Source organism: Oceanisphaera pacifica (assembly GCF_017498065.1).
Taxonomy (GTDB): Bacteria; Pseudomonadota; Gammaproteobacteria; order Enterobacterales; family Aeromonadaceae; genus Oceanimonas; species Oceanimonas pacifica.
This window is the reverse complement of sequence record NZ_JAGDFX010000015.1, coordinates 1-16,148: the sequence shown is the minus strand read 5'-3', so window position 1 is coordinate 16,148 and position 16,148 is coordinate 1. Positions and strand designations below refer to the sequence as shown.

At 48.3% G+C, this 16,148-nt stretch carries 13 protein-coding genes; 9 read left to right on the top strand and 4 right to left on the bottom strand.

What is annotated here, in order from left to right; all coding sequences use genetic code 11:
* Positions 1–67: 67 nt before the first annotated feature.
* The 3 genes from arcB (at position 68) to J3U76_RS12075 (ending at position 5,701) form a co-directional block, all read left to right on the top strand.
* Positions 68–2,464, top strand: a complete 2,397-nt coding sequence (gene arcB, locus J3U76_RS12085) for an aerobic respiration two-component sensor histidine kinase ArcB (RefSeq protein ID WP_208006238.1) — start codon at positions 68–70, stop codon at positions 2,462–2,464.
* Positions 2,461–3,828, top strand: coding sequence for a dGTPase (gene dgt, locus J3U76_RS12080; RefSeq protein ID WP_208006237.1), 1,368 nt, complete (start codon positions 2,461–2,463; stop codon positions 3,826–3,828). The genes arcB and dgt overlap by 4 nt, the downstream gene beginning before the upstream one ends.
* 613 nt (positions 3,829–4,441) lie before the next feature.
* Positions 4,442–5,701 carry an inverse autotransporter beta domain-containing protein gene (locus J3U76_RS12075; RefSeq protein ID WP_208006236.1) on the top strand — a complete coding sequence of 420 codons (1,260 nt, stop codon included), beginning with the start codon at positions 4,442–4,444 and terminating at the stop codon, positions 5,699–5,701.
* A gap of 38 nt (positions 5,702–5,739) precedes the next feature.
* On the opposite strand, the gene rfaH is transcribed toward J3U76_RS12075, so the two are convergent.
* The 4 genes from rfaH to metN all read right to left on the bottom strand — a co-directional run bounded on the left by rfaH (position 5,740) and on the right by metN (position 8,929).
* Positions 5,740–6,246 (bottom strand): transcription/translation regulatory transformer protein RfaH, encoded by a 507-nt coding sequence (rfaH, locus tag J3U76_RS12070; protein ID WP_208006235.1) that lies wholly within the window; start codon positions 6,244–6,246, stop codon positions 5,740–5,742.
* A 156-nt stretch (positions 6,247–6,402) separates the two neighbouring features.
* Positions 6,403–7,233, bottom strand: coding sequence for a methionine ABC transporter substrate-binding lipoprotein MetQ (gene metQ / locus J3U76_RS12065; protein ID WP_208006234.1), 831 nt, complete (start codon positions 7,231–7,233; stop codon positions 6,403–6,405).
* 18 nt (positions 7,234–7,251) lie between these two features.
* Positions 7,252–7,905, bottom strand: coding sequence for a methionine ABC transporter permease (locus J3U76_RS12060; protein WP_208006233.1), 654 nt, complete (start codon positions 7,903–7,905; stop codon positions 7,252–7,254).
* A complete protein-coding gene (gene metN, locus J3U76_RS12055; protein ID WP_208006232.1) occupies positions 7,886–8,929 on the bottom strand; it encodes a methionine ABC transporter ATP-binding protein MetN in 1,044 nt (347 codons plus the stop codon). The genes J3U76_RS12060 and metN overlap by 20 nt, the downstream gene beginning before the upstream one ends.
* A 240-nt stretch (positions 8,930–9,169) precedes the next feature.
* Here metN and J3U76_RS12050 point away from each other — a divergent pair, with 240 nt between their 5' ends.
* The 6 genes from J3U76_RS12050 to gmhB are packed head-to-tail and all read left to right on the top strand — an operon-like array spanning position 9,170 to position 15,747.
* Positions 9,170–10,189 carry an ABC transporter permease subunit gene (locus J3U76_RS12050; RefSeq protein ID WP_208006231.1) on the top strand — a complete coding sequence of 340 codons (1,020 nt, stop codon included), beginning with the start codon at positions 9,170–9,172 and terminating at the stop codon, positions 10,187–10,189.
* Positions 10,182–11,249 (top strand): ABC transporter permease, encoded by a 1,068-nt coding sequence (locus tag J3U76_RS12045; protein WP_208006230.1) that lies wholly within the window; start codon positions 10,182–10,184, stop codon positions 11,247–11,249. The genes J3U76_RS12050 and J3U76_RS12045 overlap by 8 nt, the downstream gene beginning before the upstream one ends.
* Positions 11,250–11,264: 15 nt before the next feature.
* Positions 11,265–13,070 (top strand): extracellular solute-binding protein, encoded by a 1,806-nt coding sequence (locus tag J3U76_RS12040; RefSeq protein ID WP_243454236.1) that lies wholly within the window; start codon positions 11,265–11,267, stop codon positions 13,068–13,070.
* A gap of 23 nt (positions 13,071–13,093) precedes the next feature.
* Complete coding sequence (locus J3U76_RS12035) at positions 13,094–14,074, top strand: ABC transporter ATP-binding protein (RefSeq protein ID WP_208006228.1); 981 nt, start codon at positions 13,094–13,096, stop codon at positions 14,072–14,074.
* The gene (locus J3U76_RS12030) at positions 14,071–15,135 is read left to right on the top strand and encodes an ABC transporter ATP-binding protein (protein WP_208006227.1); all 1,065 of its coding nucleotides are present in this window, start codon (positions 14,071–14,073) and stop codon (positions 15,133–15,135) included. Before J3U76_RS12035 ends, J3U76_RS12030 begins: the two co-directional genes overlap by 4 nt.
* Positions 15,136–15,189: 54 nt before the next feature.
* A complete protein-coding gene (gene gmhB, locus J3U76_RS12025; protein WP_208006226.1) occupies positions 15,190–15,747 on the top strand; it encodes a D-glycero-beta-D-manno-heptose 1,7-bisphosphate 7-phosphatase in 558 nt (185 codons plus the stop codon).
* The last annotated feature ends 401 nt before the right edge of the window (positions 15,748–16,148 follow it).

Sequence of the window (16,148 nt, the reverse complement as noted above, 5' to 3'; positions counted from 1 at the left end):
CTAAACCTTGGTTTTCAAAGCGCGAAATCGGTATGCTGTTTCTTCTATCTAATGGACGGAAAAAGACATGAAACCCATCAAAACTTGGGCCCAGTATTATGTCGACTTAATGACTAAGTTGGGCATAGTACGTTTTAGTATGTTACTTGCGGCCTGCATTATCCTACTGGCTATTTTTATTCAGGTGGGCGTGACGCTATTTTTGCGCGGCACCTTTGAACTCGTTGATATGGTGCGTTCAGTTTTTTTTGGCTTATTAGTCACCCCTTGGGCGGTGTATTTTTTATCGGTAGTGGTGGATCAGCTAGAAGACTCACGGCAACGTTTAAGTCGCTTAGTGCAGCGATTACAACAAATGCGCGAGCGCGATCTGGATCTTAATAACGAGCTACAAGAAAAAATAGAACAGCTGAATTGCCAAATAGAAGAAACGCACAAAGCGGAAACCGCACGCCAGCAGGCAATTGAAGATTTAGAGGCGGAAGTATACCAGCGCGAAAAAGCGCAAATGGAGTCACAAGAGCGCATGGCACTATTGCGATCCTTTATCGATACCTCGCCTGACTTAGTGTATTACCGTAACGAGCGAGAAGAGTTTTCTGGCTGTAATCGCGCCATGGAAAAGCTACTGGGGAAACAAGAGAGTGAGTTAATTGGTTTAACGCCTTTTGATGTTTATTCTGCTGATGTGGCAGAAAAAGTAGTAGAAACCGATAAAGAGGTGTTTGGTCGTAACGAAAGCCAGACTTATGAGCAATGGTTGCAATATCCTGATGGGCGCGATGCCTGCTTTGAACTGCGTAAAGTGCCATTTTTTGATCGCAGCGGCCAGCGTTTAGGCTTGCTCGGTTTTGGCCGAGATATTACAGAGCGTAAGCGCTACCAAGAAGAGTTAGAAAAAGCCAGTCGCGATAAAACCACTTTTATCTCAACCATTAGCCATGAGTTGCGCACTCCCTTAAATGGTATTGTGGGCTTAAGTCGTATTTTATTAGCGACTCGGCTTGATAAAGATCAGCAGCAGCATATAAAAACCATTCATTTTAGTGCCGTGACCTTAGGCAATATTTTTAACGATATTATCGACCTTGATAAGTTAGATCGCAGCCGGTTAGAACTGGCCCCAGAACCCATGGACTTTCCGGGATTTTTAGATGACTTAGAAACTTTAACCCGATTACAAGCTGAACAAAAAGGCCTCTATCTACATTTTGATCGCGACGGTGATATTCCCGACTGGATCTTGGCTGATGGCACCCGTTTGCGCCAAGTACTTTGGAACCTAGTGGGCAATGCGGTGAAATTTACCGACGCTGGTGGCGTCACCATTCGTTGCATGGCCGATGAGCTATCCCCAGGGGAAGTCACACTCAGGTTTGATATTGAAGATACCGGCATTGGTATTCCTCAGCATCTACAAAAAGACATTTTCTCACTCTACTTTCAGGTGGAGGGTAATAAATACGCCACCGGAACCGGCATTGGACTTGCGGTATCAAAGCAATTAGTAGACGCAATGCACGGCACCATTGAATTAGACAGTGAACCCAATGAAGGCGCGTGCTTCAGTGTCACTATTAATGCACTGCGTGCTACAGCGCCAGTGGAAGATCCTGTCGTTGCTCATTTACCGACTTTATCTATCTTGCTAGTAGAAGATGTAGAGTTAAATGTCACTGTGGCCTGTGCCTTATTAGAGAAGCTAGGTCATAAGGTGGCGGTTGCACGTGATGGCAAAGAAGCCTTGGCGCTATTGGCTCAGGTGGACTTTGATCTCGTCTTTCTTGATATTCAGTTACCAGATATGACCGGCTTTGATATCGCTGCCCATTTGCGCCAAGAAGCCAAAGAAAAAGCGAAACAACTGCCGCCTTTGGTCGCTCTGACCGCAAATCTGATCAGCGATAAGCAAGCATACCTAGCTAAAGGTATGGACGATGCGATTAGTAAGCCCTTGTCTTCTAAAGCGATAAAAGGCGTATTGGCTCGCTTTTTTACACACAGGCCGCTTAAACAAGCCCGTCGCACCCTCACGGTTGACCCAGAGACTAACCTTGCACTCAAGACTAAGCGCACTGCTGAGACAGAGGCTCCTGCAACCGTGCAAACAGATGAAGAGATAATATTAGATACGGTCTTTTTAACTGACTATGTAGATACCGTAGGCGCAGCTATTTTGCTCTCAAGTGTTGATATGCTCGATAACATGGCCGGCGATTATTTGACGCGATTAAACGGCTTTGTGGCCGATAAAGAACAAAGCCGCATTGTTGAAGAAGCGCATAAAATTAAAGGTGCTGCAGGATCGGTCGGCTTAAAGCGAGCGCAACAGCTAGCGCAACAGATTCAAAGCCCTGATATTGCCGACTGGTGGCTGCAGTTAGAGGGCTGGGTGGTGACACTTAATGAGTATCTACCTCATGACTTAGCCGTGCTACGGCGTTGGTTAGAGAGCAGAGTATGAGTGATTATCAGCACTTTATTGTCAGTGATCGTCTAAGTACGCCGAACAAGATTGAGACGGAACTAAGTGCCATAGAAGTGGATCGTAATCGTATTGTACAGTGCTCACCGGTGCGGCGCTTACAACAAAAAACGCAGGTATTTCCACTTGATGTTAAAGCCTCGGTACGCAGCCGGTTAACGCACTCATTAGAAGTAAAAGAAATTGGTCGTCAGCTAGCGCTAATGGTGTTAACTGAGTTGAGAGAAGAGCAAGGCTTTGATGTCGATCAGCAAGCTTTTGTCAGCCTAGTTGAAATGTCTTGCCTATTGCATGATGTGGGGAACCCGCCTTTTGGTCATTTTGGTGAAGCGGTCATGATTGACTGGCTACGCACGCGATTGCCCCGTTTATTTAAGCAGGCGGTCGGTAAAGGTTCACGCCAGTGGCCTATGTTGATTACCGACTTGCAGCAGTTTGAAGGTAATGCTCAAAGCCTGCGATTATTACATAGCTTGCAGGGGTTAAATCTTACCCTAAGCCAGCTTGCGGCATTACAAAAATACGTGCGTGGCGCCTACCAACGACAAAGTCAGGCGCCTTGGCAACAAAAACCTGGCCATTATTTTAGCGAACGTCCCCTTATTCAACAGATGAGAGCGCTGTTTCCTACCACGGTACGCGGCCGTTACCCCCTCACTTTTTTAATGGAAGCCGCTGACGATATGGCCTATGGCGTTGCTGACTTAGAAGATGCGATTGATCGTGGCGTACTCAGTCTTGCAGAGCTGGAGCTTGCGGTATTAGGGGAAGGGAATGACTACCTTAAAACTTGCTGGCAGCAAGCTAAGGTAGGGGATCCTGACTTTTTTAGCCGTTTTCGACAGCAGCTTAATGATGACTTACAGCGGCTGGTGAGTCAGCAGTATTTAGCGCATCATCAGGCTATTTTAGCCGGTCAGCATAATGAACCCTTACTGGCGGTTGAGCAGGCACCTGCCCAAGCGCTGCAATGGCTTAAAGATTTTGCGCGCCGTCAGGTGTTTAATCGCCGTGAAGTTGAGGCCCTAGAGCTGTCGGGGTTTGCTGCACTAAAAGGAGTATTGGAAGCCTTTGCCCCCTTGTTAGCCTTGCCCGCGCAGGAGTTTGCTCGGTTAGACAGCCGCCAAGATGCGGAAAGCTTAGTATTGCGCCGTTTATACCACAGGTTGCCGCCCCGTCATTTAGCCGCTTATCAGCGAGATAGTCGTCAGACTGCCTTATTTGAAGACGCTACAGAGCGAGAGTGGTACTTTAGAGTGCGCTTATTACTCGATTTTGTGAGCGGCATGACTGACACCTATATATTAGAAGAATATCGTTTATTATGCGGTTTTCAGGGATAAATATGTGAAAGGCCGCTATAAGCCGTATGCTATCAGCCTGTCACTTAGTCACAAATGTGTAAAGTGCCATAGTGTATGAAGAGCCAGCAGGCTTGCCTGCGCCAACTCGCTTAATCCGCATCCCTGCGGCGCTCGTCAAATGCCGTCCCTGGCATTTGACGGTTGGCTACGACAATGCCTCCCGTCTCTTCTTCATGTTTTGGTGCCGGCTGTTTGCAGTAATAGTCAACTCGGTGCTAATGGGAAGGCAGAGGGTGTCTGCTCCGTCGACCCTCCGCGCCAGGGCAGAAAAATGCTCCTGCCATTTCTGCATTTCCGCCATCCTTGGCGGTCAGATGGCGCGGCGGAGCCCGTATGGGGCAGCTTGCTGCCGTGTACCTTTGCTGGGTGATGGACCAAATATCCTGTGAATATTTGCAGCCATTACCCAGCAAAGGTGGCTAGCCCAGCGGCGAGTCGAGCGGAGCAGTGCGCTCTGGCTGACTTTTACCCAAACATCAACAAAAAGATGTGATGAAGTGGCAGGCTATCAGCTGCCATTGACCCTAGGGCATACAGCGTATGGCTTCCCATGTTTTCTCTTTACTCTGCATAAGGACTGACAACCTTAAATATGACCAGCAGCTTAGGCTTATTTCTCTTATTACAAATATTGAGTATTGGCTTGCTCGCGTCGAGCGCGTGGGCGGCTATGCCTTTAGTCGCCATGCATCAGGTGAAAGAGGGCGAGACATGGCGCTTATTGGCCGAGCATTATGGCTTAAGTGAGCGTGAGCTGCGCCATGATTTTAACCCTCAGCGTTTTTTGGTGCCGTTAGCCGCCGGTGACTGGGTGTGGGTGCCAAACCATGCCGATGTAGCTAGCCCTCAGCAACTGACTCAAGTGCAACCAGCCACTCCCCCCGTGATAACAAAGGCTATAACCAAGGCGACAACCAAGACGGCTCCAAGTCGGGCTCAGTCTCAGCCCCAAGCCTCTGCTTTGCCACAATTAGGTCGCCCCGATCCGACGTCAGCCCCCAAGGCCGATAAAGTATTATTCACCTTAGCCTCTGCGGCTAAAGCAGCAGCACTCAACAACATAGATAAGTTTGTGGAGCAGCAAAGTAGTCATATTGCAGACAGCACGCTGTCGTTTGGCTCTCGTCAGCTAAGCTCTTTGTTATGGCTAAGCCCAGAATCTTGGAGCTGGGATTATCAACTGCCATTATTTGATAAAGACCCTCAATTACGCAGTCGTCTAGCACTTCCTGTGCGGCGGAACTGGCAAGGTGAGTTGGGGGTAGATTATCGAGATGATCGGTTAACCTATCAAGCCGGCCTACACTTTGAGCAGCCGTTAACGCACAGAATTAGCGGCCATGTTGAACCTATTCTGGATTATCAAGCCGGCCAAGATCACCAAAGAGGTGGTTTATTGTTATTTCTAGAGCATCCAGATTGGACGCTAGGAGCAGGGCAATACCAGCCATTATCTGACTGGCAGCAACAAGCCGGACGACAAGAGCGCCCAGCGGCTGGGCAATTATTATTTGGTGAAGGGCGTTTGGGGTGGGTGCCGGGCTTAAGTATTTCAGGAGAATATTATCAATGGCAGGGCAGTCAACTTGATTTATATGGCAGTGGCGATAAATACAAAGCTCCCCTGTCCCGCCAATGGTCACTTAATTATTCTCCTTGGCAGGTGCTGACATTGAAAAGCGCGTTGCTGAGTAATAGCAAAGATAAGTTTGAATCTAAAATCAGCTTAGGGGTTGAGCTACCTCTGGGCGTTTCTCCCACACAATGGTGGCAGAGCCTCACCGACACAAGCCGCTACGATCATTACCAGCCATTACAACATCATAAAGTGATGGTAATAGAGCACCAGTAATGCGCCTTTTGTTCAGCTTACAGGCTGCCGCCGTGTTTTTACGTTTTTGGGACTCTGGAAAACTCATCGTTGGCAAAGCTGGTGGGGGTGGCGTTTTGCAATAGAGTGAGCAGCAAAATGGCACGAGTTTCACCGTCGGCTTCTTGATAAATGGCTTCTAGGCCCGCAAAAGGGCCGGTTTCTATACGAACGCTGTCACCCTTTTGGGGAAGATCCGTTAACTTATCCCTTAGCTCATCGCTATCGCAATGATGCATCAGCTCTATCACTACCTCTGTGGGTACTTCACAGGGGCCCGCACCAAAGCGAACTAAATGACGTACGCCGCGCGTTGAGCCTATGGTGCTGGCACTGGTCACGTTTAAATCGGCTTTAATAAAGATATAGCCCGGAAATAACGCTTCAGTACGGGTAACTAGCTTACGGCGGTACAGCTTTTTAACCTCGGCATAAGGATAAAAGGCTTCTATATTTTGGTTGCTCAGGTTTTGCAGTGCCCGCTCTTCCTCTCGGGGGCGACAATGCGCTAAATACCACTTTTGCATGCAAGACCTCTAAAATGTGAGAAACAGGAATAATTATGACAGCCTCAATAAAAAAGGTCACGGCAAGCCGTGACCTTAATCGATATTGTTATTGGTTGGCCTACGCCGCCGTTTGTCTTTTTGTTTAAACTGACCGCTTATGGCTGCCCGAAGGGCTTACCAGCCTTTAACCACACCGCCTTTAAATAGCTCTAAGGCCGCTTCATAGACTTCTTCACTTTGAAACGCCTTTACAAAGTCTTGAATGCGCTCATCATCTTGGTTGTCTTTACGTGCCACAATCAAGTTGGTGTAGGGTGAGTCTTTGTCTTCTACAAATAAGCTATCGCGACCCGGTAATAAATCAATTTGTGACGCATAAGTGGTGTTGATCACCGCAAAAGTCACATCATCTAATGAACGCGGCAGCTGTGGTGCTTCTAACTCAATAATCTTAAGATCTTTTGGGTTAGCGGTAATATCCAATGGCGTTGCCGCCAAACCTGCGTCTGCGTCCACTTCAATAAGACCTTGCTGCTCTAGCAACAACAAAGTACGGCCTAAGTTAGTTGGATCGTTAGGCACAGCGACGTTAGCGCCCGCTTCTAGCTCATCCAAAGACGCAATCTCTTTTGAATACGCTGCAATAGGATAAACAAAGGTTTTACCCACAGGTACTAACTCATAACCGCGATCAGCAATTTGCTTATCAAGATAAGGCTGGTGCTGAAAGGCATTAATATCTAGGCTGCCATCGCTTAATGCCACGTTAGGTGTCACATAGTCACTAAACGCCACTAGTTCAACATCTAGATTATATTGCTCTTTTGCCACCTTAACTGCCACTTCTGTGACTTGTTCTTCGGCCCCAGAAATAACCCCTACGCGCAGTGGCTTAAGCGGCTCCGCTTTTTCTGATGCGGCGGTATCTGTTGCTTGCTCACCGCAACCGGCTAAGGCAAGTGCCAGTACACTGGCGGTGGTGAATGCTTTAAAACCCAGTTTCATAAATAACTTCCTTTTTAATTAACGATTATCTACATAAGCGACTAAACGCTCGCCAACACTTTGAATGACTTGTACCAATATCACTAACAACACTACCGTAATCAGCATCACTTGTGGATCGAAACGCTGATAACCATAACGAATACCGACATCCCCTAAACCACCGCCACCAATGGCTCCGGCCATGGCTGAATAGTTCACCAAGGTGACCAGGGTAATAATGATGCCGTTTAACATACCGGGTAGGGCTTCGGGTAATAAAACCTTAGAAACAATTTGTAGGCGTTTGGCGCCCATGGCCTGTGCCGCTTCAACTAAGCCTGCGGGCACCTCCATCAGGGCGCCTTCCATCAGTCGAGCCACAAAGGGAATGGCGGCAACCGTTAGCGGTACTACGGCGGCAAGGGTACCAATACTGGTCCCTACCACGAAGCGGGTAAAGGGAATAATGGCCACTAACAAGATAATAAAAGGAATAGAGCGGCCAATATTGATTACTGAGCCTAATATTTTATTAAAAACGCGGTTTTCCCAAATCTGTCCAGGCTTACTCACATGCAAGGCAATCCCCAAAGGGATACCGAGCACGCAGGCTATTATGCCTGAACCAAAGGTCATGATCAGGGTTTCCCATGTTGCCGATAACAGCAAATTAATCATGGCGTCGGACATAACCCAGTACCTCTACTTGAATTTTGTGATCTTGCAAATAAGCCAATGCGGCTTGGGTTTGTGTGGGCGCACCTTCAAGCTCGGCCAGCATAAAGCCAAACTTAACCCCACCAGCATATTCCATGTCGGCGCTAAGAATGCTGACATCCACATTAAGCTCGCGGCTTAAAATCGAAATTAAGGGGCTATCTACGGTCTCACCACTAAAGCCTAACCGCACCAAGGGCAAGGCGCCTGCTATGGGCTCGGCGACTAAGCGTTGCTGATATTCCTCAGGGATCTCTAAGTTAATAGTGGAGGCAATAAAACGCCGCGCGAGTTCTGTTTTGGCATTGGCAAAAAACCAGGCTACATTCCCTTGTTCGACGAGTTCACCGTCGTTAATAATAGCCACCTTGTCGCAGATACTTTTAACCACCTGCATTTCGTGGGTAATTAACAATATGGTTAATCCCAGCTGGCGATTAATATCTTTAAGGAGCGTTAAAATTTGTTGGGTGGTTTGCGGGTCTAATGCCGAAGTGGCCTCGTCACACAGCAATACCTTAGGGTTAGGTGCCAAGGCGCGCGCAATGGCCACTCGCTGCTTTTGCCCGCCAGATAATGCGTTAGGATAGGCATCACCACGGTGGCTTAGTCCCACTAAGGCTAATAATTCATTCACGCGCTGTTTTATGGCGGCTTTGTTCATGCCGGCCAGCTCAAGAGGCAGAGCGATATTAGCGAACACGGTACGAGAGGACAGCAAATTAAAATGCTGAAAAATCATACCTATATTGCGACGTGCCGCGGGAAGTTGGCTATTATTGAGCAGAGTGAGGTCTTGGCCATCAACAATAACGGCCCCCTCTGTTGGGCGCTCTAGCATATTAACACAGCGGATCAGGGTGCTTTTACCCGCACCCGACTCGCCAATAACGCCCATAATATGGCCAGAGGCGACCTCTAAATTAATATTACGTACGGCATGAACGGCAAATTCGCCTTCACCGTAGCGTTTACTGATATTGGTTAGCTTGATCATCGGAGGATGAGCCTTTGCGATATGGTTATCCACTACCTTAACAGGGCAGTGTAGATACAAGTCATGCGAACATGACTAATAGCAGAGAATGCTAAGCCGTCCAGATGGCTGAGTCAACGTAAAGTTTATCAACTCTGCCCAGCGTGCGCGCTGGGCCTCTATCTTGCTTATTAGTCGGCACTTGGGATAGTGTGCAAACAGCTTTGTTGTGTTATTCAAGGACTGAATTTAAGGAAAGCCATGGGCCAGTATTTTCTGCGTCGCTTATTACTGCTAATTCCCACCTTTTTAGGTATTACTTTGGTGGTCTTTGCCATTACTCGCTTTGTACCCGGCGGGCCGGTTGAGCGCATGCTCATGGAAAGTCAAATGGCCAGCAGCGAATTTAGCCAAAGCTCGCGTGGCAGCCAAGTATTATCATCAGATCAAATAGACGAGCTTAAAGCGTTTTATGGTTTAGATAAGCCGGTATTTACCGCCTATTGGGAGTGGCTGGGTAAATTAGTTCGGCTCGATTTAGGCGACTCTACCCGCTATTACTTACCGGTATGGGAGCTGATTAAAGAGCGGCTGCCGGTGTCTGCGTTCTTTGGCATTAGCACCTTTATCTTGAGCTATTTGGTGTCTATTCCGCTCGGTATTCTTAAAGCCGTTAAACACAACAGCCGTTTTGACAGTATTAGCTCCATGCTCATTTATGCCGGTTATGCGCTACCGGCTTATGTGGTGGGTATTTTTCTACTAACGGTATTTGCCTTTCAGCTGGATTGGTTTCCTATGGGGGGCTTTGTGGGCGATGACTTTTATTACCTGGAAGGTTTTTGGCCAAAAACCCTCAACCTCTTCCATCATGCCTTTTTGCCATTAATCGCTTACGCCATTGGTGACTTTGCGGTACTCACCATGACCATGAAAAACAGCCTAATGGAAAACCTGTCGGCAGACTATGTTCGCACTGCTGTGGCTAAGGGGTTGCCCTTTAATAAGGCGGTTACACGCCATGCGCTGCGTAACAGTATGATCCCCATCGCGAGTCACTTTGGTAATGTGATTTCGGTGTTTTTTGCCGGCTCTTTTTTAATCGAAGTGATCTTTAATATCGACGGTTTAGGTTTGCTGGGGTATGAAGCCATAGTGGAGCGAGATTATCCGGTAGTAATGGGCATTTTGGCGGTTACCTCCATCATGATGTTAGTGGGTAATATCTTATCGGACATTTGTGTGGCGATAGTCGACCCTAGGGTGCGTTTTGATGGCTAGACTCTTTTCTGATCTAACGCATAAAAAGCTGCGCCGCTTTCGCAGTATTCGTCGCGGCTACTATGCCTTCTTGTTGTTTATGTTGATGGTGGTGCTGGCGCTGACCGCTGAACTATGGGCCAATAACCGTGCTTTAATTGTTAAATATGATGGCCAGTTGCATTTTCCTACCTATGGTGCAGTGATCACCGGCGATACCTTTGGCTTAGAATATCAATATGAAACTAACTATCGCGAGCTAAAAGCTCACTTTGCCGAGCAAGCTCGCCATTCATCCACCAAGGCGCACAATTGGGTATTACTGCCCATTGTTCCTTGGAGCCCCTTTGAACAGGATTACAGTAATCAGGGCTTTCCGCCTACTGCTCCTAGCATCAGTCAGCAACATTATTTGGGGACCGATAGCTCGGGGCGCGATATTTTGGCGCGCTTGGTCTATGGGTTTCGCACCGCGGTAGGCTTTGCTTTTATCGCCTTAACTGCCAGCTATACCATTGGCGTGTTACTTGGCTGTATGATGGGGTTTATGGGCGGCAAATTTGACCTGTTTTTTCAGCGCTTTATTGAAGTTTGGTCTCAGGTGCCGTTTTTATATGTGATCATGATTTTAGTGTCCTTAACCCAGCCCAATTTTATGCTGTTTGTTGGCATTAATGTGTTGTTTGGCTGGATGGGTATTACCTGGTATATGCGCACCCTGACGTATCGAGAAAAAGTGCGCGATTATGTATTAGCGGCACGGGCGCAGGGGGCAGGGGCGTGGCGTATTATTGTGCACCATATTTTGCCCAATACCATGGTGATGATAGTGACGCTGGCGCCCTTTACGGTGGTGGCTAATATTTCACTGTTAACGGCACTCGATTATTTGGGCTTTGGCCTAGCGCCGCCCACTCCCAGTTGGGGGGAGCTATTGCGCCAAGGGGTGAACCACTTGGATGCCCCTTGGATAGTGGCCTCGGTAGTCACGGCGGTGTCTTTGGTATTAATCACCGTCTCTTTTATTGGCGAAGCCATTCGTGAGGCATTCGACCCCAAACACTTCTCTCGTTATGAATAGGCAGGGATGCAAACCATGATCAAAAAACTATGCATTGTTTTAGCGGGCTGGCTAATGTTAAGCAACGTTTATGCCGCCGAGTTACCCGCAACGCTGGCGTGGCAAACCAATAATGAAGATCCCATTTTTGCCTCACCTAATGCCAAGCGGGGTGGGGTGCTAAACAGCTGGTTGTTGAGTTTTCCATTAACTTTTCGCACCGTGGGGCCCGACTCTAATACCTCGTTTCGCTCTTTTATTCTCGAAAACCAACTGGGCCTTTATACATTACATCCCGAAACTGAGCGGCCCATTCCAGCATTGGCAACGCACTGGGCCTTTGGGGATGACGATAAAACCATGTACTTTAAGTTAAACCCTGCGGCACAGTGGTCCGACGGCACGCCCGTAACCAGTGAAGACTTTGTGTTTGCACTAAAAATGATGCGTTCTGAGGTGATCCGCGCCCCTTGGTATAACAACTATTTTAGTGAAGAGATTGTTGATGTCACCGCCTTCGATAAGCACACCTTGTCGGTGACGGCGGGGAGCGCAAAAAGCCCACGGGAATTATTAAATACCTTAGGGTTGGCTCCGCAGCCGGCTCACTTTTATGAATTAACTGACGACTGGGTGCGCCGTTATAACTGGGCGCAAGCCCCGGTTACCGGCGCTTATGTTATTGATAAAGTAAAGCGCGGGCGCTCTATTAGCTTTAAACGGCTGGATGACTGGTGGGGGAATGATCTTAAATACTATCGCCACCGTTTTAACGTCGATGAAATTCGCCTCAATGTGGTACGGGATATGAATATTGCCTACCGTCACTTTTTACGCGGCAACATCGACACCTTTGGCCTAGTGCTCCCTGAATGGTGGCACGATAAAACCGATACGCCCGAGTATCGCAATGGACTTATTAATCGTATTTGGTTTTATAACGACATGCCCCACGGTGCCCAAGGTTTTCACCTAAACACAGCCCACCCTAGACTCAGTGATGTACGAGTACGCAAAGGCATAGCCCACGCCCTTAATATGCAGCGCATGCTAGACACTATATTGCGTGGTGATTATGAACGCATGAATACCTTTGGTGTTGGCTATGGTGACTTTATCGACCCCGATATTCGAGCACGCAACTTTGATATTAAACGTGCGCGAGAGCTGTTTGCACAAGCGGGCTATAACCAACAAGGTCCCGGCGGTATTTTGCGTAATGGTGCAGGGGACTCTATGAGCCTGGCGGTGACTTACACCACTCAAGAGCACACCTCGCGTTTGGCTATTTTGCGTGAAGAAGCTCGCAAGGCGGGGCTAGATCTACAACTCAACTTGGTGGATGGTGCCACCGGCTTTAAAGCCATGCTTGAGAAAAAGCATCAAGCCGCTTGGCTTGGCTGGGGCGGCGGGGGGCTGTACCCGCAATATTGGGAGTTTTTTCATTCTGCTAACGCTGATAAGCCGCAAACCAATAACTTGTTTAATATTAGTGACCAGCAACTCGATACCCTAATAGCAGATTATCGCATTACCATGGATTTAGATGATAAGGCCGAGCTGTCTCGTAAAATACAGCGCCGAGTTGATGAGCTGGCTATCTTTATTCCTGGTTATCAGGTGCCGTACACCCGTGAAGCTTATTGGCGTTATGTGAAACTGCCCGATACCAAAGGTACGCGCCATTCGCCTTCTTTATTTTGGCCCATGGAGGGCGCGCCCTATAGTACCGGTGGCTTATTTTGGATTGATGAGGCGCTTAAAAAAGAAGTGAAATCTGGCAAGGCTCGCTTTGAGCCCGAGCTAGAAATAGATGAAACCTGGCGGACGACAGCTCAATAATGGCACCGCAAGAGGTTAAGTACATGGAACCCTTATTACAGGTTGAGCATTTAGCCGTTAGCTTTGCCACTGAAAATGGGCAGTTTCGGGTGGTGGATGACGTGAGCTTTTCGCTGGCGTCAGGGCAAACCTTAGGTTTGGTGGGCGAGTCAGGCTGCGGTAAAAGTGTTACCGCGCTTAGCTTGCTGGGGCTATTGCCCAGACCCGCAGGCGAAGTCGTTGGAGGGCAGGCTCTGTTTCAGGGCCAAGACTTATTGAGCTTAACCGCCGAGCAAAGCTACCAGGTGCGAGGCAATAAGATTGCCATGATCTTTCAAGAGCCAATGACAGCATTAAACCCCGTGCATACGGTGGGGCGTCAGCTTATGGAAGTGTATCAGTTGCATCAGCCAGAGATGAATAAAGGCCAACAGCAACAAGCCGCCGTCGATATGCTCACGCAAGTGGGCATTCCTGAGGCTAAAGCACGGCTAAAAGCCTACCCTCACCAACTATCGGGCGGCATGCGCCAACGAGTGATGATTGCCATGGCGCTGGCCTGTGAGCCAGACTTACTGATTTGCGATGAGCCGACCACGGCGTTGGATGTGACCATTCAAGCGCAAATTTTACACCTGATCCAAGCGCTACAGCAAAAAACTGGCATGGCGGTATTGTTTATTACCCACGACTTAGGCGTAGTGGCGCAAATTTGCGATCACGTCTTGGTGATGTACGCTGGGCGCAGCGCCGAGCAAGCCGATGTGATCACCTTATTTGAACAGCCGCTGCACCCCTATACTCAAGGGTTACTGTCGGCCATTCCACGACTCGAACAATCCAGTAAAACACCACTGGCCACCATAGAGGGGCAAGTCCCTTCATTAGAAGCACTGCCCACAGGCTGTCGGTTCGCCAATCGCTGCGCTTATATGACGCCGGCATGTGAGCAGCAACCCCACAAAGCGGTGGCGGCAAGGGGGCATAATGTGTGGTGCCATCACTGGCGGGAGTTAACCCCATGAGCGCTGAATCTAACAAAGTTGCACCAAGCTTACTCAAGGTCGAGCAGTTAGCACAACACTTTACGCTAGGCGGCGGTCTCTTGCGGCGCGGTAGCACTTTATATGCGGTAGATGGCGTCAGCTTTGAATTAGCTCCTGGGCAAACGTTAGGGTTAGTGGGGGAGTCTGGTTGCGGTAAATCGACGCTGGCGCATGCGGTACTTAAATTACAAGAGCCCAGTGGCGGGCGTATTGTGTTTAATGGTCAAGACATCAGTCACTATTCATCAACAGAAATGCGTCCGTTACGTCAGCAAATGCAAATGGTGTTTCAAGATCCTCAAGAATCATTGAATGGTCGCCATACTATAGGTGCCATACTCGAAGAGCCCTTTATTATTCACCGTTTAGGAACAAGCCAAGAGCGACGCCAGTGGGCGGCAGAGTTATTAGCACGAGTGGGGCTGCCCGAGTCGGCATTAAGGCGTTATCCCCACGAGTTTTCGGGCGGGCAGCGCCAACGCATTGGCATTGCGCGGGCCATGGCATTAAAACCTCAGCTATTAGTGTGTGATGAGGCGGTGTCGGCCCTGGATGTGTCGGTACAATCGCAAATTCTTAATTTATTACTCTCGCTGCAACAAGAATATCAGTTGGCGATACTCTTTATTGCCCACGATCTCTCTGTGGTTAAACACATTTCGGATCATATTGCGGTGATGTATTTAGGGCGTATTATCGAGTTGGCACCAGCTGAGGTGATCTATCAAGTGCCAAAGCATCCTTATACTCAAGCCTTACTGGCGGCCATTCCAAAGCCTGATCCACGCCAACGCCAAGCACCCATTATGCTAGAAGGAGAACCGCCGTCACCGGCCAATCCTCCTTCTGGTTGCCACTTTCGTACCCGTTGCCGTTATGTTGGCGAAATATGTGCCAAGCAAGTACCGCCTTTGGCGAGTGACAGTGATAATGGCGCTCATAAAGTGGCTTGCCACTTTCATCAGGCTATTAGCAGTGGGCAACGCTTGCCTCAAACGCCCATTAGCTATGATATTATTCCCTCAGTTACCACGCCTTAACCAAAGGTTTTCAACTCGATCTTCAACGCAATCTTCAACAACAGGACACCTTTAATGAGCACAGCCGCAATTTTTCTTGACCGAGACGGTGTTATTAACCAAGACACTGGCTATGTATCTAAAAGAGACGATTTCATTTTTATCGACGGTGTTATCGACGCCATGAAATTACTAAAAGAAAAAGGCTATCAGCTGGTTATTATTACTAATCAGTCAGGCATTGCCCGGGGCCTATTTAGTGAAGACGACTTTATTAGCCTGACCGAATGGATGGACTGGTCACTGAGCGACCGAGGCGTAGATCTAGATGGTTTCTACTTTTGCCCGCATCATCCAAGCGAAGGCAGTAGCGAGAATACCCAAGTGTGCGATTGTCGCAAGCCCGCTCCGGGTATGTTCATTGATGCCATTGATGATCTTGGTATTAATGCTGGCGCCTCTTATATGGTTGGAGACAAGGTATCTGATCTTCAGGCGGCCCAAGCGGCAGGTGTTGGTCATCTTACTTTGGTGCGAACCGGTAAAGCGATCACCGAAGAGGGTGAAGCCTTAGCAGACGCTGTTTACCCATCACTGGTTGAGTTTGCACAAAAGGTCGCCACTTTGGCGTAATTTAGTGCGCTTTGCGTTAAAACTAATCGTTTGGTTAGTTTTGTGAAAATAAGTCTTGCGTCAAATCTCTGTTTCCCTATAATGCGCATCCACTGACACGGGGCAAGTTGCTCACGGTCACAAGAGTTTGCAGAGAGCAGAAAATAAGTTCAAACAAACACTTGACGAACATTACGGAATGCGTAGAATACGCATCCCTGACCTGAACAAGGTCAACCGCTCTTTAACAATTTATCAAGCAAACTGTGTGGGCACTCGCAGAGCGTTGAGAACAAAAAAATATTGTTTTTCAATGTCTTGTGAAGTGCAACTAGAAATAGCAGTACATCAGTAATTCATTGAGCTAGAACTTTTAATTGAAGAGTTTGATCATGGCTCAGATTGAACGCTGGCGGCAGGCC

Bases quoted from the DNA above. Each gene is read 5' to 3' on its own strand.
- arcB (WP_208006238.1), top strand. From the start codon at position 68: ATGAAACCCATCAAAACTTGGGCCCAGTATTATGTCGACTTAATGACT.
- dgt (WP_208006237.1), top strand. From the start codon at position 2,461: ATGAGTGATTATCAGCACTTTATTGTCAGTGATCGTCTAAGTACGCCG.
- J3U76_RS12075 (WP_208006236.1), top strand. From the start codon at position 4,442: ATGACCAGCAGCTTAGGCTTATTTCTCTTATTACAAATATTGAGTATT.
- rfaH (WP_208006235.1), bottom strand. From the start codon at position 6,246: ATGCAAAAGTGGTATTTAGCGCATTGTCGCCCCCGAGAGGAAGAGCGG.
- metQ (WP_208006234.1), bottom strand. From the start codon at position 7,233: ATGAAACTGGGTTTTAAAGCATTCACCACCGCCAGTGTACTGGCACTT.
- J3U76_RS12060 (WP_208006233.1), bottom strand. From the start codon at position 7,905: ATGTCCGACGCCATGATTAATTTGCTGTTATCGGCAACATGGGAAACC.
- metN (WP_208006232.1), bottom strand. From the start codon at position 8,929: ATGATCAAGCTAACCAATATCAGTAAACGCTACGGTGAAGGCGAATTT.
- J3U76_RS12050 (WP_208006231.1), top strand. From the start codon at position 9,170: ATGGGCCAGTATTTTCTGCGTCGCTTATTACTGCTAATTCCCACCTTT.
- J3U76_RS12045 (WP_208006230.1), top strand. From the start codon at position 10,182: ATGGCTAGACTCTTTTCTGATCTAACGCATAAAAAGCTGCGCCGCTTT.
- J3U76_RS12040 (WP_243454236.1), top strand. From the start codon at position 11,265: ATGATCAAAAAACTATGCATTGTTTTAGCGGGCTGGCTAATGTTAAGC.
- J3U76_RS12035 (WP_208006228.1), top strand. From the start codon at position 13,094: ATGGAACCCTTATTACAGGTTGAGCATTTAGCCGTTAGCTTTGCCACT.
- J3U76_RS12030 (WP_208006227.1), top strand. From the start codon at position 14,071: ATGAGCGCTGAATCTAACAAAGTTGCACCAAGCTTACTCAAGGTCGAG.
- gmhB (WP_208006226.1), top strand. From the start codon at position 15,190: ATGAGCACAGCCGCAATTTTTCTTGACCGAGACGGTGTTATTAACCAA.